Source organism: Cupriavidus numazuensis, from assembly GCF_905397435.1.
Lineage (GTDB): Bacteria > Pseudomonadota > Gammaproteobacteria > Burkholderiales > Burkholderiaceae > Cupriavidus > Cupriavidus numazuensis.
In genome coordinates, this window is sequence record NZ_CAJPVI010000083.1 from 1 (window position 1) to 21757 (window position 21757).

19 protein-coding genes are annotated in these 21757 nt (G+C 66.2%); 8 read left to right on the forward strand and 11 right to left on the reverse strand.

Annotation, left to right across the window (positions count from 1 at the left end; genetic code table 11):
* Positions 1 to 332 precede the first annotated feature (332 nt).
* Positions 333 to 1418 carry a porin gene (locus KHO41_RS37525; protein ID WP_211958291.1) on the forward strand — a complete coding sequence of 362 codons (1086 nt, stop codon included), beginning with the start codon at positions 333 to 335 and terminating at the stop codon, positions 1416 to 1418.
* 29 nt (positions 1419 to 1447) lie between these two features.
* Here the strand turns inward: KHO41_RS37525 and KHO41_RS37530 are convergent, their stop codons facing one another.
* Positions 1448 to 2485, reverse strand: coding sequence for a LysR family transcriptional regulator (locus KHO41_RS37530; protein ID WP_211958292.1), 1038 nt, complete (start codon positions 2483 to 2485; stop codon positions 1448 to 1450).
* Positions 2486 to 2623: 138 nt separating this feature from the next.
* On the opposite strand from KHO41_RS37530, the gene KHO41_RS37535 reads away from it, so the two are divergent.
* From KHO41_RS37535 to KHO41_RS37545, 3 genes are read left to right on the forward strand one after another with little or no spacing between them, the layout of a single operon-like run.
* The gene (locus KHO41_RS37535; RefSeq protein WP_211958293.1) at positions 2624 to 3610 is read left to right on the forward strand and encodes a Bug family tripartite tricarboxylate transporter substrate binding protein; all 987 of its coding nucleotides are present in this window, start codon (positions 2624 to 2626) and stop codon (positions 3608 to 3610) included.
* A gap of 27 nt (positions 3611 to 3637) precedes the next feature.
* The gene (locus KHO41_RS37540; protein ID WP_211958294.1) at positions 3638 to 5140 is read left to right on the forward strand and encodes a M81 family metallopeptidase; all 1503 of its coding nucleotides are present in this window, start codon (positions 3638 to 3640) and stop codon (positions 5138 to 5140) included.
* A 28-nt stretch (positions 5141 to 5168) separates the two neighbouring features.
* Positions 5169 to 6161: a tripartite tricarboxylate transporter substrate-binding protein gene (locus KHO41_RS37545; RefSeq protein WP_211958295.1), complete on the forward strand. Its 993-nt coding sequence runs from the start codon at positions 5169 to 5171 to the stop codon at positions 6159 to 6161.
* Positions 6162 to 6189: 28 nt separating this feature from the next.
* On the opposite strand, the gene KHO41_RS37550 is transcribed toward KHO41_RS37545, so the two are convergent.
* The 6 genes from KHO41_RS37550 to KHO41_RS37575 all read right to left on the reverse strand — a co-directional run bounded on the left by KHO41_RS37550 (position 6190) and on the right by KHO41_RS37575 (position 13829).
* The gene (locus KHO41_RS37550; RefSeq protein ID WP_211958296.1) at positions 6190 to 7176 is read right to left on the reverse strand and encodes a Bug family tripartite tricarboxylate transporter substrate binding protein; all 987 of its coding nucleotides are present in this window, start codon (positions 7174 to 7176) and stop codon (positions 6190 to 6192) included.
* Positions 7177 to 7247: 71 nt separating this feature from the next.
* On the reverse strand, positions 7248 to 8534 hold the full coding sequence (gene eno, locus KHO41_RS37555; RefSeq protein ID WP_211958297.1) for a phosphopyruvate hydratase: 1287 nt from the start codon (positions 8532 to 8534) through the stop codon (positions 7248 to 7250).
* 32 nt (positions 8535 to 8566) lie between these two features.
* Complete coding sequence (gene pyk / locus KHO41_RS37560; protein ID WP_211958298.1) at positions 8567 to 9985, reverse strand: pyruvate kinase; 1419 nt, start codon at positions 9983 to 9985, stop codon at positions 8567 to 8569.
* A gap of 13 nt (positions 9986 to 9998) precedes the next feature.
* On the reverse strand, positions 9999 to 11282 hold the full coding sequence (locus tag KHO41_RS37565; protein WP_244874215.1) for a glycerate kinase type-2 family protein: 1284 nt from the start codon (positions 11280 to 11282) through the stop codon (positions 9999 to 10001).
* 1 nt (position 11283) lies between these two features.
* Complete coding sequence (locus tag KHO41_RS37570) at positions 11284 to 12639, reverse strand: dicarboxylate/amino acid:cation symporter (protein ID WP_211958299.1); 1356 nt, start codon at positions 12637 to 12639, stop codon at positions 11284 to 11286.
* Positions 12640 to 12740: 101 nt separating this feature from the next.
* Positions 12741 to 13829, reverse strand: coding sequence for a tartrate dehydrogenase (locus KHO41_RS37575; RefSeq protein ID WP_211958300.1), 1089 nt, complete (start codon positions 13827 to 13829; stop codon positions 12741 to 12743).
* 122 nt (positions 13830 to 13951) lie between these two features.
* Here KHO41_RS37575 and KHO41_RS37580 point away from each other — a divergent pair, with 122 nt between their 5' ends.
* Complete coding sequence (locus KHO41_RS37580; RefSeq protein ID WP_211958301.1) at positions 13952 to 14875, forward strand: LysR family transcriptional regulator; 924 nt, start codon at positions 13952 to 13954, stop codon at positions 14873 to 14875.
* 71 nt (positions 14876 to 14946) lie between these two features.
* Positions 14947 to 15135 (forward strand): hypothetical protein, encoded by a 189-nt coding sequence (locus tag KHO41_RS37585; protein ID WP_011301623.1) that lies wholly within the window; start codon positions 14947 to 14949, stop codon positions 15133 to 15135.
* Between the two features lie 24 nt (positions 15136 to 15159).
* Here the strand turns inward: KHO41_RS37585 and KHO41_RS37590 are convergent, their stop codons facing one another.
* Both KHO41_RS37590 and fumC read right to left on the reverse strand, forming a co-directional pair.
* A complete protein-coding gene (locus tag KHO41_RS37590; RefSeq protein ID WP_211958302.1) occupies positions 15160 to 16104 on the reverse strand; it encodes a pseudouridine-5'-phosphate glycosidase in 945 nt (314 codons plus the stop codon).
* A gap of 71 nt (positions 16105 to 16175) precedes the next feature.
* The gene (gene fumC / locus KHO41_RS37595; protein WP_211958303.1) at positions 16176 to 17582 is read right to left on the reverse strand and encodes a class II fumarate hydratase; all 1407 of its coding nucleotides are present in this window, start codon (positions 17580 to 17582) and stop codon (positions 16176 to 16178) included.
* Positions 17583 to 17714: 132 nt separating this feature from the next.
* On the opposite strand from fumC, the gene KHO41_RS37600 reads away from it, so the two are divergent.
* Positions 17715 to 18593: a LysR family transcriptional regulator gene (locus KHO41_RS37600; RefSeq protein WP_211958304.1), complete on the forward strand. Its 879-nt coding sequence runs from the start codon at positions 17715 to 17717 to the stop codon at positions 18591 to 18593.
* 52 nt (positions 18594 to 18645) lie between these two features.
* On the opposite strand, the gene KHO41_RS37605 is transcribed toward KHO41_RS37600, so the two are convergent.
* Positions 18646 to 18996, reverse strand: coding sequence for a four-helix bundle copper-binding protein (locus KHO41_RS37605; RefSeq protein WP_211958305.1), 351 nt, complete (start codon positions 18994 to 18996; stop codon positions 18646 to 18648).
* Between the two features lie 281 nt (positions 18997 to 19277).
* On the opposite strand from KHO41_RS37605, the gene KHO41_RS37610 reads away from it, so the two are divergent.
* Positions 19278 to 19673, forward strand: a complete 396-nt coding sequence (locus KHO41_RS37610) for a hypothetical protein (protein ID WP_011301628.1) — start codon at positions 19278 to 19280, stop codon at positions 19671 to 19673.
* Here the strand turns inward: KHO41_RS37610 and KHO41_RS37615 are convergent.
* Entirely contained in the window at positions 19667 to 21667 is a 2001-nt protein-coding gene (locus KHO41_RS37615; RefSeq protein ID WP_211958306.1) for a sensor domain-containing diguanylate cyclase, read from the reverse strand. The two genes, KHO41_RS37610 and KHO41_RS37615, sit on opposite strands and share 7 nt — an antisense overlap.
* Between the last annotated feature and the right edge of the window lie 90 nt (positions 21668 to 21757).

Consider the following 21757-nt stretch of genomic DNA (forward strand, 5'->3'; position numbering starts at 1 on the left):
AGCCCGGCGTGAAGACGATTTGGCTTGGCCTGAAAGAAGTTCATGTCGCCGCGAAGACTCTGCGAGGATTACGAGCCGTCGATGATGGGGACAATTGTGTATAACCGCATGAGTTGACCGCGGTTTTTTTTAAAGAGAAAAATCAGAACAAGAAATCCTCATAAATCAATTAAATTTAATCGCTTGCCCAATACCATCGATTTGAACGAAATTCCACAAACGGACGAAATCATAGCGAATCGCACGTCATTCAAAAAAGAAGACATGACACGTCCGCAACAACCAGGGAAAAAGCAAACATGAAGAGCAGGGCAGGAGGAGCCAAGACCCCGATGAAATCGATCAAGCGCATCGCCGCAGCCGCAGCCTTGCTGCCAGGCCTGGCAGCCGCACAATCCGTAACGCTGTACGGTGTCGTCGACACCGGCGTCGAGTACGTCAACAACATCGGCGCAGCCAAGGACAGCGTTGTCCGCCTGATGGGCAACACCGGCATGGTCCCCTCCCGCTGGGGCCTGCGCGGAACCGAAGACCTCGGCGGCGGCCTGAAGAGCATATTCGTACTGGAATCCGGCTTCTTCCCTGACAGCGGAACATCCTCGATGGGTGGCCGCCTGTTTGGCCGGCAGGCCTTCGTCGGCCTGTCAGGCCGTTGGGGCCAGATCGCCTTCGGGCGCCAGAACACGATGTTGTTCTGGTCCTACCTCGATTCCGACATCCTGGGTCCGAACATCTTCGGCTCCGCAAGCCTGGACAACTACATGACGTTCGGGCGCGCGGACAATGCCGTCTCGTACAAGGGCACGTTCGGCGGACTGACCGTCGGTGCGACCTACAGTTTTGGCCGCGACACCGTCAGCGCGGGACCCAGCCCCGCCGGAACCAATTGCGCGGGCGAGAACGCTGCCGACAAGCGAGCCTGCCGTGAATGGTCGGCATTGCTGCAGTACCAGACCGACTGGTGGGGCGTGGCCGCAGCGTACGATGAAAACCGCGGCGGGCCGGGCGCGTTCGGCGGGCTGACGAACAGCGGCCTGACCGACAGGCGCGCGACGGTCACGGGCTATGCCATTCTTGCCAACCGCGCCAAGATCGGCGCCGGCGTTATCCGGCGCGACAATGAAGGCAGCGCCACGCCGCGCAGCGATCTCTTGTACGTCGGCGGTTCCTACGATGTCACGCCGGCCTTTAACGTCGCCGGGCAGGTCTATTCGCTGCGCTTCCACCACAGCGATAACAAGGCCATGCTGTACGCACTGCGCGGTACCTATGCCTTCTCGAAGCGCACATCGGTGTATGGGACCGTCGGCTACGTCGACAACAGCGGCCAGTCGGCCGTGGCGGTCGATGGCGCGGCAGCCCCGCCTCCCGGTGCTTCGCAGGCGGGCGTGATGCTCGGCATCAAGCACATCTTCTGATCTTCGGGACGCTCGCGTCGGCCAGCCCGCTAGTCCTTGCCGCGGCGCGGCGCCAGGCCAGCCGCTGCCACCGCGCGGGCCGCCAGCAGCGGCTCCGCATCGCGCAGGGCATCCTGTGTGGCCCGCTGCAGCACGAAATCGCGAAAACGCTCCGCGGCGGTACGGGGCGTGATCTCGCCGTTCCATACCGCCACCACCGGCTCGACCCGGCTGTCGAGTTCGAAGCGCAGCACGCGCGCCACCTTGGCCGAGGCCAACTGCGCGGCGATGCGCTCCGGAAACACTGACAGGTAGTGCCCGGTCTGCATCAGGCTGGCGGTGGCGGCGACGTCGCTCGTGCGGATGCCCTGCGACGGCCCCGGCGCACCGAGCGCATGAAAGGCCGTGTGCAGCAGGTGCAGCATGCGCGAGCCTGCAGCCGGAATACACCACTGCTGTTCGGACAACGCCTGCGCCGTGAGCTTGCGGCGCGCCAGCAAGGGATGGTCCGGGCTGGCGACGATCACGACCTTCTGCGCGGGCACGACAGGCGTGCTGCGCAGCGCAGGCCGCGACAGGCGCGGATCGTCGTAAGCGAACAGCAGGTCCAGCGAGCCTTGCAGCAACTGCTCGGTCAGCTCGCCAATGCCGCCTTCGATCACGCTGATCTCGACGCGCGGATTGTCGCGGTAGAAGTCGCTCATCGCCTGCGCCAGGAACGGCTGCACCGACATGGTCCGGAACGCCACCCTCAGTTCGCCCTGGTTCCCGGCGCGTACCGCCTGCATGGATTCCGCGAGCCGGCCGAGCTGCGTGAGCAGCACCTGACCATGCGCCGCGAGTTCGCGGCCCGCTTCTGTCAGTTCCAGCCCGCGGCGTCCGCGCACGAACAGCGGCATGCCGACGATGTCCTCGATTTCGGCAAGCGTCTTCGACACGGCAGCCGGGCTCACATGAAACCGCGCCGCGACCGACGCCGCGGTCTGCATCTCGCCCAGCGCGACGATGATGCGCAGATGCCGCAGCTTCAGGCGGCTCAGCGGAAAGCTCGCGGATTCAAGCGCGTCAGCGGTGGGGGTAGATGCCATGGCGGGGCCTGCTCGGTAAGTTAACCATTTACTCAATATGATGCGATTTTAATTCGCTTTTGGTGCAGGGCAAGATCCCCTATAGTCGGCCGCATCTGCAACACACAGACGAGGCACCGAGACCTCGGAAGGAGACCGATGATTCGAACGAGCAGGCTTTCCGCCATCCTCCGCGTGGCTTTCGCCGGCGCAGCCGTGATTGCCACCACGTGCGCCACAGCCGCCGCGTGGCCCGACCGGCCACTGCGCCTCGTGGTGCCGTTCCCGGCCGGTGGCTCGTACGACATCGTCGGCCGCACGCTGGCGCGCAAGCTCGAGCAGCGCCTGGGCCAGCCCGTGGTGGTCGAGAACATCGCCGGCGGCGCCACGGTGCCGGGTGCCATGTCCGTGCTGAAGGAGAAAGCGGATGGCAATACGCTGCTGCTCGCGAGCGACGGCACGCTCAATATCAATCCGCACACGATCAAGGGCCTGCGCTACCGCCCGGACACCGACTTCACGCCGGTCACGATCGTCAGTACCGTGCCGCACTGGATCATTGCGCGCGCCGACCGCAAGGAGATGAACCTGTCCGAACTGACGGCCTATATCCGCAAGCACCCGGGCAAGGTTTCCATCAGCATCAATACGGTGGCGGGCGCCGCGCACCTGGGGCTGGCGGACTGGAAGCGCCGCAACGGACTCGACTTCACCATCGTGCCGTATCGCGGCTCGCCGCCGGCCATGTCGGACCTGATCGGCGGCCAGACCTACGCGCACGTCGACGTGATCGGGTCCTCCATCAGCTATGTGACCGAAGGCAAGGCCAAGCCGCTGGCAGCGCTGCAGGGCAAGCCCGTGGCGCAGTTCCCGAACCTGGAACTGCAGAAGCCGGACGACAAGGATGCGCTGCAGATCCGCGCCAACCTGGCGCTCGTGGTCAAGGCCGGCACGCCGGCCGACACCATCGACCGCCTCTACAAGGAAGTGAAGGCCAGTGTCCAGGAGCCGGATTTCCAGGCACGGCTGCAGACGCTGGCCTACGAGTCCGTGCTGACGCCGCCCGCCGAGAGCAAGCGCTTCCTGCACGGCGAGACGCTGCGCTATGGCGCCATCGCCCGCACGGTCGATCTCGAATCCAACTGACGTCTCGCCCGTACCGGAGTTTTTGCCATGCGCTTTGTCATTGCCCTGATGCGGCATGAAACCAATACCTTTTCGCCGATCCCCACGCCGCTGCGCGCATTCAACCGCGGCAGCACGACCGACGGTCCGCTGCGCGGCGAAGACGCGGTGCGCGCATGCCGCGGCACCAACAGCGCAGCGGCCGCATTCATTGACCTGGTCGAGAAGCAGGGCGACGAGTTCGTGATGCCGCTGATGGCCAACGCCGTGCCGAGCGGCGTGGTCACGGCCGACGCGTTCGAGTCGATGGCGGCCATCATCGTCGATGCGGTGCGCGAAGGTTGCGATGCCGTCATGCTCGACCTGCACGGCGCGATGGTCGCAGAAGGCTTTCCCGATGCCGAAGGCGAACTGCTCGCCCGCATCCGGGCCGTCGCGCCGGACGTGCCCATTGCCGTCTCGCTCGATTTCCACGCGAACTTCAGTGCCGCGCTGATCGAGAACGCCACGGTCATCGCGGGCTATTGCACCTATCCGCACGTGGACGTCTACGAAACCGGCGCGCGCGCGGCACGCACGCTGATGACCGCGCTGCGCGGCGAAGCCAGGCCCGTCATGCTGTGGCGCACGCTGCCGATGCTCACGCACATGCTGCGTCAGACACCGCGCGAGCAGCCGATGAAGGACATCATGGACCGCGCCATGGCCGCCGAGCGCGACGGCGAGGTGCTGAATGCGTCGGTCTTCGGCGGCTTCCCGCTGGCTGACATCCCGCATACGGGGCTGACCGTCGTGATCGTCGCCGATGCAGGGCATACCGATGCCGCGCGCCGATTACTCGATGACCTGTGTCACATGGCCTGGGAACGCCGCGCCGATTTCGTATTCCCGATCGAGCCGATGCAGGACTCGATCGCGCGGGCGCGCACGGCGGAAGCGGGGCCGGTGATCCTTGTCGACCACGGCGACAACTGCGGCGCGGGTGGTCCGACCGATGAGATGACAGTACTAGGCGAAGTGCTCCGGCAAGGGCTGCAAGGCGTGGTGGCGGGACCGTTCTGGGACCCTGCCGCAGTGGCACAACTGATCGATGCCGGCGTCGGCAGCACCGTGACGCTGGACATCGGCGGCAAGACCGATATGCCGGCGCTGGGGCTGAAGGGCCGCCCGTTGACGCTGACCGGTCGCGTGCAGTGCATTACGGATGGCAACTACCAGGTGACCGGGCCGATGTTCACCGGCATGAAGCTGAGTCTCGGCCGCACCGCCGTGCTCGACGTCGACGGCACGCTCGTTGTCGTCTGCGAGAAGCCGCAGGAGCCGTTCGATACGGGCGTGTTCACGCACGCAGGCATCGACCTGTCGCGCCGCAAGTACGTGCTGATCAAATCGCGCCAGCACTTCCGCGCAGGGTTCGAGCCGATCGCGAAGGACATCGTGCTGGTGGCCGGCCCGGGCGTCTGCAGTTCCGATTACAGCCAGTTCCCGTTCCGCAACCTGCGGCGCCCGATCTATCCGCTCGAAGCCGACACCACGTTGCAGGCCGCCTGAGCGGCCGCCATCTGCACAAGGAGCCCATATGCCGTTCCGAATCATCCTGAAGCGCCTGGTGGTCACGCTAGGCGTGGCCATCGGGGTCAGCGTTGTTCCCACTGCGGTGCAGGCGGCCGGCAGCGATACGCCCACGCGTATCGTGGTCGGCTTCGCCGCCGGCGGCGCGCTCGACATCTTCGCGCGCACCCTGGCGGAGAAGCTGCGCGTGTCCCTGAACACGCCGGTGGTGGTCGAGAATCGTCCTGGCGCATCGGCAAGGCTCGCGCTGGATACCGTCAGGCGCTCGGCTGCCGATGGAAAGACCATCCTGATCTCGCCCGCACCGCCGTTCACGATCTTTCCGCTGACCTACAAGCAACTGCCCTACGATCCTGACAAGGACCTGGTTCCCGTTGCCTATCTCGCCGATGTGCCGCTGGTCGCGTCGACCGGCGCGAACCAGCCTTATCGCACCATGCAGGAGTACCTGGCGTGGGTGAAGCGCCAGCCATCCAAGGGCGGCGTCGGGCTGGTCACGCTTGGCGGCACCATTCACTTCGGTGTGCTGACGCTGGGCAAGGAAATCGGCGTGCCGCTGCTGCCGACGGCTTACCGGGGCGCGGTGATGATGCTGACCGACGAGATCGGCGGCACGCTGCCGCTCGGCATCGATGCCGTTGGCGGGCAGATGGAGCTGTACCGGGCTGGCAAGATCCGCTTCCTCGGCGTTACTGGCACAAAGCGCACGTCGCTGCTGCCAGACGTGCCAACGCTCGCGGAATCCGGTGCGCCGGGCTTTGAATCGGCATCGGGCTGGTACTCGGCCTTCGTGGCTGCCGGCACGCCTGCCGAGACGGTGGGGCGACTGGAAAAGGCGATGCTCGAGGCGATCCGGACGCCAGACGTGCGCGACAAGATGGCCGCACTGGGCATGGAGATGAACGGCCAGTCCGGCGCAGCGCTGCGCAAGATGATTCAGGCGCAGCGTGCGCAGTGGAAGCCCGTGGTCGAGGCGTCCGGATTTACGGCCAGCGACTGAGGCGAACTGGAGCTGGAACTGGACGGGATTACTCGATCGCTACCTTCCCGTCTTTCACCAGCTTCGCGAACTTGACCGTTTCATCGTTGATGCGGCGGGCGAACTCGTCGGACGTGCCCGCCATGGGTTCCGCGCCAGCGGCCAGCATGCGCTGCTGGAAGTCCTGCGATCTCACGATCTTCACGATTTCGGCGCTGAGCCTGGACACGATCGGCTTCGGCGTGGCAGCAGGGGCCAGTACGCCGAACCACGTGCCGATATCAAAGCCCTTCAGCCCGGATTCTTCGAGCGTCGGTACGTCGGGAAGCACGCTGGATCGCTTTGCCGTCGTCACCGCCAGGGCTTTGAGCTTGCCGGCCTTGATATGGGGCAGCACCGTGGTCAGCGTATCGAACGACATCGTGACCTGTCCACCCAGCAGATCCGTCGTCAGCGGACCGCTGCCCTTGTAAGGCACATGCAGCAACGGTGCACCCGTTACCGCCTGGAATTGCGTGCCAATCAGGTGCTGCGCCGTGCCGTTGCCATTGGAACCATACGCAAACTCCGTGGGCGACTTCTTCGCCAATGCGACCAGTTCCGCAACGTTCTTCGCCGGCGTCCTGGCCGCATTGATGACCAGCACGTTCGGGACCATTGCGACCGTTGCGACCGGCGCCAGATCCTTCTGGAAACTGTAAGGCAGCTTCTTGTAGACGCTGGTTGCAATCGTGTGGTGCACGGCGCCCATCAGCAGCGTGTAACCGTCCGGCTTCGCCTTGGCCACGTAGTCCGCGCCAACCGTCGCGCCGGCGCCGGGCCGGTTCTCGACGATGACGGGCTGCCCGAGGTTCTTCGACAACTGGTCGCCGAGCGCGCGCGCCAGCACGTCGGTCGTGCCGCCAGACGGGAACGGCACCACCAGGCTGATCGGCCGCGCGGGCCATTCCTGCGATAGCGCTGCCGAAGACACGGCGAACCCGACCGTCAGGGCCGAAAGGCGAAGGATGTTCCGCAAAGCAAGGGAAGTGCGCATTGGCTGTCTCCGGTTGTGATGGTTATGGTTATGGCTTTGCTTTTGGGTAAGTCTGATTGACGGGATCGCGGTCAGGCCGGCACCGATAGCGCCGCGCGCCCCGCGAACGTCACGGCGCAGCCCAGTTCCGCCTCGATGTACAAGAGCCGGTTGTACTTGGCGACGCGATCGGATCGGCTCAGCGAGCCGGTCTTGATCTGGGTGGCGGCCGTGCAGACGCTGAGGTCGGCGATGGTGGTGTCTTCGGTCTCGCCGGAGCGGTGCGAGATCACCGATGCATAGCCGGCCTTCTCGGCAAGGTCGATGGCGTCCAGCGTCTCGGTAAGCGTGCCGATCTGGTTGGGTTTGATCAGGATGGCATTGGCTGCGCCGCGCTCGATGCCTTCCTGCAGGATCGCCGTGTTGGTGACAAACAGGTCGTCGCCGACGAGCTGCACCTGCGCGCCGAGCTTGCTGGTCAGCAGCTTCCAACCCATCCAGTCGCCTTCGGCCATGCCGTCCTCGATCGTGACGATCGGGTACTGGCGCGTCCATTTGGCGAGCAGGTTTACGAAGTCGCCGGCGTCGTAGGCCCGGCCTTCGGAGCGCAGCGCGTAGAAGCCGTCGCGATAGAACTCCGAGCTCGCCACATCCAGGCCCAGGGCGATGTCGCGGCCGGGTTTGAAGCCAGCGGCTTCGATGGCGAGCATGATCACTTCCAGCGCCTGCTCGTTGCTGCGCAGGTCCGGCGCGAAGCCGCCTTCGTCGCCAACGGCGGTGGACATGCCGCGTTGCTTCAGCACGGACTTGAGCGTATGGAAGACCTCCGCGCCCCAGCGGACAGCCTCGGAGAAGGTCGCGGCGCCGACCGGCAGGATCATGAATTCCTGCATGTCGACGCTGTTGTCCGCGTGCGCACCGCCGTTGATGATGTTCATCATGGGCAGCGGCAGCCGCGTCGCGCGTTCACGGTCGCCGATGCTGCGGTAGAGCGGCACGCCTGCCGAGACGGCAGCGGCTCGCGCGCTCGCCAGCGATACGGCCAGCAAGGCATTGGCGCCAAGCCGGGACTTGTCGGGTGTGCCGTCCAGGCGGATCAGGCACGCATCGAGCTCGGCCTGGTTCGCGGCGGGCATGCCGGCAAGCGCGCGGCCGATATCGGCATTGATATGCCCGACTGCCTTGCGCACGCCCTTGCCGAAATAGCGTGCGCGGTCGCCGTCGCGCAGCTCGATCGCTTCGCGCGAGCCGGTCGAGGCGCCGGACGGCGCGGCGGCAAAGCCGCTCGAACCGTCGGCGAGCATTACCTGGGCCGCCACGGTAGGGTTGCCGCGCGAATCGAGGATCTCGTAGCCCCGCACTTCCTGGATCAGTGACATGTCCTTTGTCCTTTGCCTTGTGGAACTGATGCTTATTGAACCTGCGCGATACGGAGCAGGTTGGTGGTTCCGGCGACCGTGAATGGCAGCCCCGCTGAAATGACGATCGATTCGCCGCGCTGACCGAAGCGCTCCTGCAGCACGGTGCGGCTCGCAAGCTCGGTCATCTCGATCACGTCCACCACTTCGTGGCACAGCACGGCATGCACGCCCCAGGCCAGCGCCAGCCGCCTTGCTGTGGCCACGCGCGGCGTCATGCCGAGGATCGGCACTTCCGGGCGCTCGCGCGCCATGCGCAGGGCCGAGTAGCCTGAACTGGTGTAGGCGACGGTTGCCGGTACCTTGAGCAGGCCAGCGACATGGCGGATGGCGTAGCCGATTGCATCGGCAGCCTCGGCCCGTGGCGGCGTATGTGAAGCCTGGATGGCGTCGTGGTACAGCGGGTCCGATTCCGTGCGCGTAATGATGCTGTCCATCATCGTCACGGCTTCCACCGGGTAGCGGCCGGAAGCCGATTCGGCCGACAGCATCACGGCATCGGCGCCGTCATAGACCGCCGTGGCCACGTCCGACGCTTCGGCGCGGGTCGGCACCGGCGCGGAGATCATCGATTCGAGCATCTGCGTGGCCACGATCACGGGCTTGCCGGCCTTGCGGCAGGCCCGCACGATCTGCTTTTGCAGCGAGGGCACAAGTTCGGCGGGCATTTCCACGCCCAGGTCGCCCCGCGCGACCATGACCGCATCCGCTTCGGCAACGATGGCTTCCAGGCTCTGGATCGCCGCGGGCTTTTCGAGCTTGGCGACGATACCGGCCCGGTCCTGGACGATTTCCTTGATCTCCTGAATGTCCTCGGGCCGCTGCACGAACGACAGCGCGATCCAGTCCACGCCGAGTGCCAGGCCGAAGTCCAGGTCGCGCCTGTCCTTCTCGGTCATCGCCGACAGCGGCAGGACTACGCCCGGTACATTTACCCCCTTGCGATCCGACAGCGCGCCACCATTGATCACCGTCGTCAGCGCGAAGTCGGGGCCGCACTGGTCCACGCGCAGGCGGATCTTGCCGTCGTCGAGCAGCAGTTCGGTGCCTTGGCGCAGCGCGGCGAAGATCTCGGGGTGCGGCAGGCTCACGCGGGTCTGCGAGCCGGGCAGGGCGGTGTCGAGGTCAAGGCGGAACGGCGCCTGCGCGGCGAGTTGCACGGGGCCATCGGCGAACGTGCCGATGCGCAGCTTGGGGCCCTGCAGGTCCAGCAGCACGCCGATCGGCCGGCCCCGTTCGCGTTCAATGGCGCGGATGCTGTCCAGGCGCTGCTTGTGGTCTTCATGGCTGCCATGGCTGAAATTGAGCCGGAACACATCGGCGCCGGCCTCGAACAGCGCGTCGATGATCTCGGGCGCGGTGCTGGCAGGTCCCAGCGTGGCCACGATCTTGGCGTTGCGAAGGCGTCTCATGCTTTACTCCTGTTCAGCGCGCGATCAGGATCGCGCGGAAATCGTTGACATTGGTCATGGTGGGGCCCGTGACGACGGCGTCGCCGAGCGCTTCGAAGAAGCCGTGGCCGTCATTGGCGGCGAGCGCGTCCTGGGGGCGGATGCCGAGTTGCCATGCGCGCTGCAGCGTGTCGGGCGTGACGATGGCGCCGGCGATTTCCTCCTGCCCGTCCACGCCGTCGGTATCGCCCGCGAGCGCATAGACGCCGGCCTTGCCGCGCAACGTGAGCGCGAGCGACAGCAGGTATTCGACGTTGCGTCCGCCGCGGCCTTTGCCGCGCACCGTCACGGTCGTCTCGCCGCCCGAGAGCAGCACGCACGGCGCGGGAAACGGCTGGTCATGGTTCGCGACTTCAAGCGCGATACCGCCAAGCACCTTGCCGACATCGCGCGCCTCGCCCTCGATGGCGTCGCCGAGCATGAACACGGGCAGGCCTGCGTCCCGGGCGACGCGCGCGGCTGCCTGCAGCGCCAGGCGAGGCGTAGCGATCAATGCGGTCTGCATGCGCGGCAGGCGCGGGTCGCCGGGCTTGATGGTCTCCGCCGCTTCGGAGGCCAGTGCGTCGCGCACATGGCGCGGCACGTCGATGCCGTAGCGCCGAATGATGTTGATGGCGTCGTCACGCGTGGTGGGGTCGGCCACTGTCGGTCCGGAGGCAATATCGATCGGGTTGTCGCCGGGTACGTCGGACAGCAGCAGGTTGCAGACGCGCGCCGGATGGCACGCTGCCGCGAGCCTGCCGCCCTTGATCGCGGAGAGGTGGCGCCGCACGCAGTTCATTTCCGTGATCGTGGCGCCCGAGGCGAGCAGCGCGCGGTTGATCGCCTGCTTGTCCTCCAGCGATACGCCGGCCAGCGGCAACGGCAGCAGCGAAGAACCGCCACCCGACACCAGGCAGATCACGAGATCGTCTTCGGTCAGGCCCGATACCATGTCGAGCATGCGGCGCGCTGCCAGGAAGCCGGCCGCATCGGGCACCGGGTGCGCGGCTTCGATGATCTCGATGCGCTCGCACGGCACCGCGTAACCGTAGCGGGTCACCACGAGTCCTTCGACCGGCCACGGCCAGGCCGCCTCGAAGGCGCTGGCCATGGCCGCGGAGGCCTTGCCGGCGCCGATCACCAGCGTGCGGCCACGCGGCCGCTCGGGCAGGTGGGCGGCGAGCGTCAGCGAAGGCTGGGCGGCGTCGATGGCGGCGTGGAACATGTTCTGGAGCAGCGAACGGGCCTGCAGGGCATCCATGGTCAGTCCCGTCATTTCAGTGCTGGAGTCCGGCGTGCGCATCCGCGACGCGGGTCATGCGGGTGCCGATCGCCGTGGCTTCGGGCTGCTCGTCCGTGGTCAACACCTCGTCGACGACCTTGCCGTCCAGCGCATCCTGAAGTTGCTGCTGGTCCACCGCGCCGACCCAGCGCGCAATGGCGAGGGTGCCCACCGCGTTGCCGATCGTGTTGGTGATGGCGCGCGCTTCCGACATGAAGCGGTCCACGCCAAGCAGCAGCACCATGCCGGCCACAGGGATCTTGCCGAGCGAGGCGAGGGTGGCAGCCAGCGTGATGAAGCCAGACCCGGTCACGCCCGCCGAACCCTTGGACGTCAGGAGCAGCACCCCGAGCACGACCAACTGGTCCATCAGCGTCAGCGGCGTATTCGTGGCCTGCGCGATGAAGATGGCGGCCATGGTGTAGTAGATGCACTGGCCATCCGGGTTGAAGGTCAGGCCGGATGGCACCACGAGTCCGACAACCGGTTTGGATACGCCGGCGTTCTCCAGCTTGCGCATGAGTTGCGGCACCACGGATTCCGACGAGCTGGTGCCGAGCACCGTGAACAGTTCATCGCGGATGTACTTGAGGAACTTCCACAGGCTGAATCCCGACACGCGTGCAACACCGCCGAGCACGATCACGACGAACAGGAAGCAGGTGAGGTACATCGTGCCCATCAGCTTGCCGAGCGAGACCACCGAACCGAGGCCGTACTTGCCCACGGTGAAGGCCATCGCGCCGAATGCGGCGATCGGTGCCAGGCGCATGATCATTCCCACCACGGTGAAGATGCCGTGCGTGAAGGAATCCAGGAAATCAACCACGGGTTTGGCGCGCGCGCCGATATGCGACAGCGCAATGCCGAACAGCGTGGCGAACACCAGGATCTGCAGGATGTCGTTGCGGGCCAGTGCGTCGATCACGCTCGACGGCACCAGGTTCATCAGGAACTCGATGAAGGTGTGCGGCTTCTCGGCGGCGTGCGTGTAGCTGGCGATCGCCTTGGCGTCGAGGTGCGAGGCATCGACATTCATGCCGGCACCGGGCTGGACCACGTTCACGACGATCAGGCCGAGCGCCAGCGCAAACGTGGACAGCAGTTCGAAGTAGAGCAGGGCGCGTACGCCGACGCGGCCCAACTCCTTCATGTTCTCCATGCGGGCGATGCCCAGCACCACGGTAGCGAAGATGATCGGTGCGAACACCATCTTGATCAGCTTGATGAACACGTCACCAAGCGGCTTCAGGCTGCTGCCGATATCTGGCGCCCACACGCCGAGCGCAACGCCCGCGGTCACGCCGATCAATACCTGGACATACAGCTTTCCCAGTAGCCGTTGAATCATTGCTGTCTCCTGCTTGTTCTGCGGAATGCGCGTGCGGACGCCGCTCTTGGTGGCGGTTGCGTGTGTCCGCTAGGCCCGGCGGGCGCCGGGCTGGTTGGTGCTCAGGCCGCCTTGGCCTGCTGACGCGATGCCAGGTAATCGCAGACGGCTTTGGTCACATCGGCCGTCCGGGCCTTGCCGCCGAGGTCGCCGGTATGCAGTGCGGGGTTAGCGGTAACGGCTTCAATGGCGGCCATCACGCGTTGTGCGGCGGCTTGCTCGCCAAGGTGTTCGAGCAGCATCACGACGGACCAGAACGTGCCGACCGGATTGGCCAGGCCCTTGCCCATGATGTCGAAGGCGGAGCCATGGATCGGTTCGAACATGGACGGGTAGCGGCGCTCCGGGTCGATATTGCCGGTCGGCGCGATGCCGAGGCTGCCCGCGAGCGCCGCGGCCAGGTCGCTCAGGATGTCGGCGTGCAGGTTGGTGGCGACGATGGTGTCGAGCGACTTCGGACGGTTGACCATGCGCGCGGTCGCGGCGTCGACGAGTTCCTTGTCCCAGGTGACGTCCGGGAATTCCTTCGCCACCTGCACGGCCACCTCGTCCCACATCACCATCGCATGGCGCTGTGCGTTGGACTTGGTGATGACCGTGAGCAGCTTGCGTGGACGCGATTGCGCCAGCCTGAATGCGAAGCGCAGGATGCGCTCGACGCCGACGCGCGTCATCATCGACACGTCGGTCGCCGCTTCGATCGGATGGCCCTGGTGGACGCGGCCGCCCACGCCCGAGTATTCGCCTTCGGAGTTCTCGCGCACGATGACCCAGTCCAGGTCTTCGGGTGCGCAGCGCTTGAGCGGCGCATCGATGCCGGGCAGGATGCGCGTCGGGCGCACATTGGCGTACTGGTCGAAGCCCTGGCAGATCTTCAGGCGCAGGCCCCACAGCGTGATGTGGTCGGGAATCTGGTTGTCCCCGGCCGAGCCGAACAGGATCGCATCCTTGTCGCGCAGTGCCTCCAGGCCATCTGCCGGCATCATCACGCCGTGCTGGCGGTAGTAGTCGCCGCCCCAGTCGAAGTTCTCGAACACGAAGCGGAAGCCTGCGCCTGCGGCGGCCAGCGCTTCCATCACCTCGCGCCCGGCGGGCACCACCTCTTTACCAATGCCATCGCCCGGAATCGTCGCGATCTTGTACGTCTTCATCTTTCGTCTCCTGTCGGGATCACCGCTGAAATTGCGTGAGGGGATTCTGTCCGGTAGACGAGGTTTTGGATCGCCGCTAAAGTTAAACCATTATTAACTCGTAGTTAAAAGCGAAAATCGAAATGGGTGCAACGAGCGGTATCCAGCCGTCGGAACTGGGCTTCTTTGCTGCCGTGGCAACGGCCGGCAGCCTGAGCGCCGCTGCGCGGGATCTCGGCATCACGACGGCGGCGGTCAGCAAGCGGCTTGCGCAGATGGAGTCGCGCATCGGCACGCCGCTGGTGACGCGCACCACGCGCCGCATGAGCCTGACGCCCGAGGGAGAGGTGTTCCTGGAGCACGCCCGGCGGATCCTCGGCGAGATTGACGACCTGCAGCAATTGCTGACCAGCGCCAAGGGCCGGCCCAGTGGCCTGCTGCGGGTCAATGCCACGCTCGGCTTCGGGCGCATGCATGTGGCGCCCGTGATCTCGGAATACAGTCGCAAGTACCCGGACGTTGACGTGCAGCTCCAGCTATCGGCCGATCCGCCGCCATTGACCGAGGATGCCTTCGATGTCTGCGTGCGCTTCGGCGAGCCCCCCGATGCCCGCATCGTTGCCAGGCTGCTTGCGCCGAACCGGCGCCTGCTCTGCGCATCGCCGAAATACCTGCGGGAACATGGCGCGCCGCAGACGCCGACGGAGCTGCTGCGCCATAACTGCATCGGCATCCGGCAGGGCAGCGATGCCTATGGCGTATGGCGCCTGACGCCAGTCAAAGGCGCAAAGGCGCGGGCGGAGTCCGTCCACGTGCGCGGCAACCTCACCACGAACGACGGCGAGATTGCAGTGAGCTGGGCGCTGGAAGGGCATGGCATCGTGATGCGCGCGGAATGGGATATTGAGCGCTATCTGCGCAGCGGCCGGCTAGTTCAGGTGCTGCCGCAGTACGCCACGCCAGAGGCGAATATCTATGCCGTCTACCAGCAGCGCAATCAGCTCTCGTCGCGCATCCGCCTGTTCGTGGATTTCCTGGCCTTGAAGTTCAGCGAGTTCGGCAAGTAGCGCGCGGGGCCGTGCCGGTTCGCTGCCATGGCCCTGCCGCCTGCGTACAATGCAGCCCATCGACTCCTGGGATGACCTCCGTGAAGAAAACCGACCTCGAAAAAAACAAGGGCCTGAAGATCAACAACAACATGAAGCAGGCAGGCGCCAACCGCGCCGGCAACGTGCCGAAGACGAAGGATCGCCAGGCTGCCGCGAAGACCGGGCTGCTCGGCAAGCTGCTGGGCAAGGCAGTCCCGCCCGAAAAGAGCGGCGACTGAAGCCGTTTCAGCCAAAGGCGGCGTCTAGGCCACTGCGCCGCGTCCCGCCTGCGCCAGCGCCAGCGCGAGGCGCGCGCCGACTTCGGCGTTGTGCTTCACCAGCGCGATATTGGTCGCCAGGCTGCGGCCACCGGTGAGCGCCTTGATGCGCGCGAGCAGGAACGGTGTCACGGCCTTGCCGGTGATGCCTTGCGCCTGCGCCTCGTCGAGTGCCTGCTGCGTCAGCGCATCGATTTCCTCCGACGCCATGGCCGCCGCTTCCGGCACCGGCGTGCTCAGCACCACCCCACCCGCCAGCCCGAGATCCCACTTCGTGCGGATAAAGCGGGCCTGCTCCGCAGGATCGTCGAGCCGGTAGTCCGCGCGAAAGCCGCTGTCACGCTTGTAGAACGCCGCGAAGTTGTCCTGTTCGCAGCTGAGCACGGGCACGCCGTGCGTTTCCAGGTATTCCAGCGTCAGGCCGATGTCCAGGATGGACTTGGCGCCCGCGCACACCACCGCCACTGAGGTCCGCGCAAGCTCCTGCAGGTCGGCGGAGATATCGAAGCTTTCCTGCGCGCCGCGGTGCACGCCGCCGATGCCGCCGGTCACGAAGACCTCGATGCCGGCCAGCGCCGCGCAGATCATCGTGCCGGCCACGGTGGTCGCGCCAAGCTCGCCGCTGGCCAGCACGGCGGGCAGGTCGCGGCGGCTGACCTTGTGGGCGTTGCCCGAGCGGCCGAGCCGTTCGAGTTCATCGTCCGACAGGCCGATGCGGATGCGCCCGTCGATCAGCGCGACGGTCGCGGGCTCCGCGCCCAGTTCGCGAATCAGTGCCTCTACCTCGCGCGCCGTGCGCACGTTTTCGGGGTAGGGCATGCCGTGCGCGATGATCGTTGATTCGAGTGCGACGAGCGGGCGACCGGCGGCGCGTGCAGCCGCGACAGGGGCGCTGAAGGTCAGCCAGGATTGGGCGAGGTCGGTAGCCAATGCGATGTTCCCGGTAGGCAAGATCGTGCGGTATGGCCTGGGCGCGAGTTGCGCCCAGGCGTTCTTTGCGCTTACACCTCTTTGGTCATCCCCTTCAGGTCAATCCACTCGGCAAACTGCTCCTCGGTTACATGCCCCGACGCAATCGACGCCTCGCGCAGCGACAGGTTGCGCTTGACGGCTAGCTTGGCGATTTCCGCAGCCTTGTCGTAGCCGATATGCGGATTGAGCGCGGTCACCGGCATCAGCGAGCGTTCGAGCAGTTCGGCAATGCGTTCGCGGTCCGCTTCCACGCCTTCGACCATGTGTTCGGCGAAGCTCGATGCGGCATCGGCAAGCAGTGTCACCGACTGCAGCAGGCTGTAGACGATCACCGGCTTGTACGCATTGAGCTCGAGCGTGCCCAGCGCATTGGCCAGCGTGACCGTGGTGTGGTTGCCGATCACGCGGCAACACACCATCGCCAATGCCTCGGCCTGCGTCGGGTTGACCTTGCCCGGCATGATCGACGAGCCCGGCTCGTTGGCCGGAAGCTGCAGTTCGGCAAAGCCCGCACGCGGGCCCGAGCCCAGCAGCATGAAGTCGCGGGCGATCTTCAGGAACGACGAGGCCGTCGTATTGAGGGCGCCGGACAGGTCGGCCAGCGCATCGTGGGCGGCCTGCAGCGCGTAGCGGTTCGGTGCGGGCTCGAACGGCAGGCCGGTGTAATCGGCCAGCGCGCGCGCGAACGCGGCGGCGAATCCGGGCGGCGCGTTCAGGCCGGTGCCCACCGCCGTGCCGCCCTGCGCCACCGGCATCGCGCGCAGCATGGCCTGCTGCAGGCGCGACTGTGCGTCGGCGACCTGCGTCATATAGCCAGAGAACTCCTGGCCGAGCGTCAGCGGCACGGCGTCCTGCAGGTGTGTGCGGCCGACCTTGACGATGTCGGCGAACGCATCGACCTTGCGCGCGAACGTCTGCTGCAGCGTCTCGAGCGCGGGCAGCAGCTTTTGCTGGATCGCGCGCGTGGCGGCGATGTGCATGGCCGTCGGGAAGCTGTCGTTGGACGACTGGCTTGCGTTGACGTGGTCGTTCGGGTGCACCGGCTTCTTGCTGCCGACCTCGCCGCCGAGCAGCTGGATGGCGCGGTTGGCGATGACCTCGTTGAGGTTCATGTTGGTCTGCGTGCCCGAGCCGGTCTGCCACACCGACAGCGGGAATTCATCGGGCCAGCGGCCTTCGATCACTTCGCTCGCGGCATGCTCGATGGCGCCCGCCAGTTCCTGTGGCAGCACGTCAAGCTCGCGGTTGGCGCGCGCGGCGCATAGCTTCAGGATGGCGAACGCTTCAATCAGCGCGGGCGGCATCTTTTCATTGCCGATGCGGAAATTCTGGCGCGAGCGTTCGGTCTGCGCCCCCCACAGGTGATCGGCGGGGACCGGCACATCGCCGAGACTGTCTTTTTCGATGCGGGTGGCGGAGGAAGACGGTGCGGACATTGACAAGCTCCTGGCTACGAGGGAGAGAGTGGACGGACGCGGTGCATGGCCATCGAGCGGGCCGTCGCGGGGCCGTCCTCTAGAATAGTGCTTCATTGTGACCGGCACTCACGCCAATCCCCTGCCACCAGCATGCTTATCGCCCAGCTCAAGTCGTTCTTCATGGTGGCTCGCATCGGCAGCGTGACGCAGGCCGCCAAGCGCCTGGGCTTGTCGCAGCCGACCATCACCGCGCAGATCCGCGCGCTCGAAGAAGCCTATGGCGTCGAGCTGTTCCACCGCGGCGGCAGGCGCCTGGCGCTGTCCGATGCCGGGCTGGCACTGTTGCCCAAGGTCGAGGCGCTGGTCCAGCAAGAAACCGAGATCGATTTCTTCCTGCGCCATTCGGGCGACCTGCGCACGGGCAGCCTGCGCATCGGCGCGACCGCGCCGTACTACGTGCTGGACCTGATCCGTCGCTTCAGCGCGCGCTATCCGGCCATCGACGTCACGGTCGAGATGGGCAACTCGCAGGAAATGCTCAATGCCCTGCAGGAGTACCGCGTAGACGTGGCCATGTCGTCCAATTTCGTGGACGACCCGCGACTGTCGCGGCTGCAGCTGGGTGTGGATCCGCTCGTACTGGTCGTGCATCGCACCCATTCCCTGGCCGGGCGAACCGAGATCACCCCCGCCGCACTCGCGGGGTGCCGGCTGCTGATGCGGGAAGCGGGTTCCACCACGCGCATCGCGACCGAGCAGATGCTGGCCGAGGCGAATGTCGTGCCCGGTTCACAGATGGAAATCGGCAGCCGCGAGTCGATTCGCGAGGCCGTGGTGCGCAATCTCGGCGTGTCGGTGATCGCGCTGCATGAAGTGCCGAGCCACGCAGACCTGCGCGTGCTGCACTTCACGGGCGGATCGCCGCAATTGCACGAGTACATGTACTGCCTGCGCGAACGCCGGGATGCCCGGCTCATCGATGCGTTTGTCTCGCTTGCGGAGCCAGCCGGGAAGAGAACGGAGGATTAGCGCGCAGCAGGTGTGAGGCAAGCGGCACCCGCCACGCGTAATATTGACGCGGTCAGGCCGTCATCTTGAGGCAGGCTTCCATGCAGGCCGTGCAGGCACGGGCGCATTCCTGGCAATGCTCGGCGTCGTGCCGTTCGCACTCTTCCTTGCACCACTTGCAGACTTCGGCGCAGTCTTCGCAGACGAGCGGGGCGAATTCGCTGTTGCGCAGCATGTAGGACGCCGCGAGCTGCGCAATGCCGGCGCAGTCCATGTCCAGCGCGATGCAGCGCGCCATCTTGCGCACGTCGGGCTCTTCCAGGCATGCCGCGGCGCACTTGAGCGCGGCGGCGGCGCAGGCATTGCAGGCAGCAATGCAGTCGGCGTAGCGGGCGGCGTTTTCCTGCACGGTGGGTCGGATCATGGGAGCGTCCTCCTTGGGGGATCGGTGACGGCATGCGGTGAGGGACAACACGGAGACGGCGCGCGCGGTGACCGGAACGGATGCCGCAGGCAACCGTTATCCACAATAGCAGGCGCAGACGGGTCCTGCCGGGACGGGTATGCTGCACAGCAGTGATCTACAATGCGGCCTGCGCCTCGGAGCACGTCGCGGGAACGGGCAGGGCAGCGGCACTTGCCGCCCCCGGCCGTGCTCTAATCGGAAAGGCGGCATTCCACACCAGGCAGGAAAGGACGGACATCATGGGCGAGGCAAAACGACGGGGTACGCCCCAGGAGCGGGCCGAAGCGGCACGCGCGAAGAAAGAGGCCCTGCGCCCGGCGCAACTGGTCTGCGGCCACTGCAAGACGGCCTTCCAGGAATTCGATGAGCTCGATGTGCCCGGGTTGCCCGGCATCGACGCCGTGTTTGGCGGGCAGTGTCCGGCATGCGGCAACGACGTGGTCGTCTTCAAGGGCGAACCGAACTCGGTGGCCGAGGCGATGATCGCGTGGCAGAAGATGCTGGGCGCCGACGCGCAGCTCGGCTACCAGTCCAGCGATGGACGCCATGTGCCGTATGAGCCAGGCAGCGACGCCGGGGAGGATGCTGGTGACGCGGGTGGCTCAGGCGGCACACCGCGCGGCACGGTTCACTGAGCGCTGTCTGCGGTAATCAGTTCCGGCGGGCCGATCTCGTAGCGGCCCCGTCCCGCGCCCTTGGCGCGGTAGAGCAGCACATCGGCCAGGCGCATCAGCTCGCGCTCCTGCATCGGGCCGCCGTCGTACAGCGCCACGCCGATGCTGACGTCGATATCGGCGAACATGCCTTCGAAGTGAAAGCGCTGGCCTACCGCGCACAGGATGTCGGTGGCCACGCTGCGCGCCGCGGCCGCATGGCCGACGCTTTCGAGGATTACCGCGAATTCGTCGCCGCCGAGCCGCGCCACCGCATCCTGCTTGCGCACGCAGCCGAGCACGCGCTTGGCGAAGGCCTGCAGCAGCAGGTCGCCGGCGGCATGGCCGTGGATGTCGTTAACCGCCTTGAAGCGGTCCATGTCCAGGTACAGCAGCGCCATGATTCCACCGCTTTCCCGGCATCGCGCCATGGCGTCCTGCAGGCGGCTTTCGAACGCGCTGCGGTTCAGTAGCTGCGTCAGGTGATCCGTGCTGGAAATATGCGACAGCCGCATGGTTTCAAGCTTGCGCGGCGTGACGTCCTGCACGTGGATATGCACGCCGACCACCTCGCTGCCATCCGCGCTCCATTCGGGGCGATAGCTGGTTTCCATGCAGTGGTACTCGGGCTCGTTTTCCTCGGACTCGAAGGTCACCACGGCGCCGGCCAGCGCGCGCTGCAGGAAGGGCTGGGCCCTGGCATAGCGCGTTTCACCCAATACCTCGCGCACGGTCTTGCCGCGCAATTCCTCCAGCGTCAGGCCGAAGGTGTGCTCATAGGCGATGTTGTTGAACACATAGCGTTCGTCCGTGTCGATAAAAGCCAGCAGCGACGGCAGCGTGTCGGTCACCGCACGCAGGCGCCGTTCGCTGCGGTCCAGCTCCTGGCGGCGGTCGCGCACGTCGCGCATCAGGCGGGTGAAGGCACGCGCGAGGTCGCCGATCTCGTCGCGGTGCTGCCGCTCGGGCAGCCGCTCGAACGCGGACAGGTCGGACGCGCTGTCCCTGACCACCTCATGCAGCCGCGTCAGCGGTGCCAGCAGATGGCGCACGGCCAGCCAGATGGACGCGGCCACCAGCAGCAGCGCCAGCCCGGCCAGGATCAGGAAGCGTTGCTGCATGCGGTGCAGCGGCGCGTAGGCCTCGCGCGCGGGCAGCAGCGCCACCAGTTCCCAGCCCGTCGTGGACATCAGGTAGCGCGAGACCACGGGGCGCGTGGGGGTCAGGAATTCGAACGTGGCGGCGCGATCGTCCTGGCCACAGGTGTCGCCGATCGCACGGGCCGGCTGGCGCGCCTGCGTCGGGTCGGGATGCTGTATGTAGACGGGGCGGCTGCCCGCCGAAACCAGGCAGTAGAAACCCGTGGTGCCCAGCCGGTTGCGCAGCACCTCGACCAGGAAGTTCGAACTCGACAGGTCGAGCCAGCCGCCGACCAGGCCGGCAAAGCGTCCCTGCGCGGACAAGACCGGCACCGCGACGATCACGCCGAGGCGGTCGTTGGTGCGCGCGCGGATCGGCGGGCTGACCACGGGGGCCAGCGTGCGAGCGGCTTCGCGGAAATAGGTGCGGTCGCCCACCTCGGTGACCATCCCGCTGTCGCCGAGCGCCGTGCCGCGAGCGTCCACGACCATCAGCGAATTGAACGCACCGGGGACCGGAATGGCACGTCGTACCTGGGCCAGCGCCTGCGCCATCGCCGCGTGGGCCTGCGCGCCGCGCGCCGTGCCCGCAGTACCAAAAAGGCCGCCAAGCTGCCCGGCCTGCTGCGACAGCAGCATGATGCGGTCTTCCATGGCGGTGTCGAGCTGGTCCGCGGACAGCTTGACGATGGAGTCCTGCTCGTCCTGCAGCACGTCTTGCAGGTCGCGGTGCGCGGCGAACAGCGACGTCAGCACGATGCCGGTGCCGAACACTGCGGCCAGGACCGTGGTGATCAACGCGATACGCGCTTTCAGCGAAGGCAAGAAGACAGGCATGCGGGGGCGATGTTCGGAAATCGGCTTGCCGCGCGGGGCCAGGGTCCGGGCAGGCGATGCGCACGGCGAAACGCCTGCGGCACTACCCTA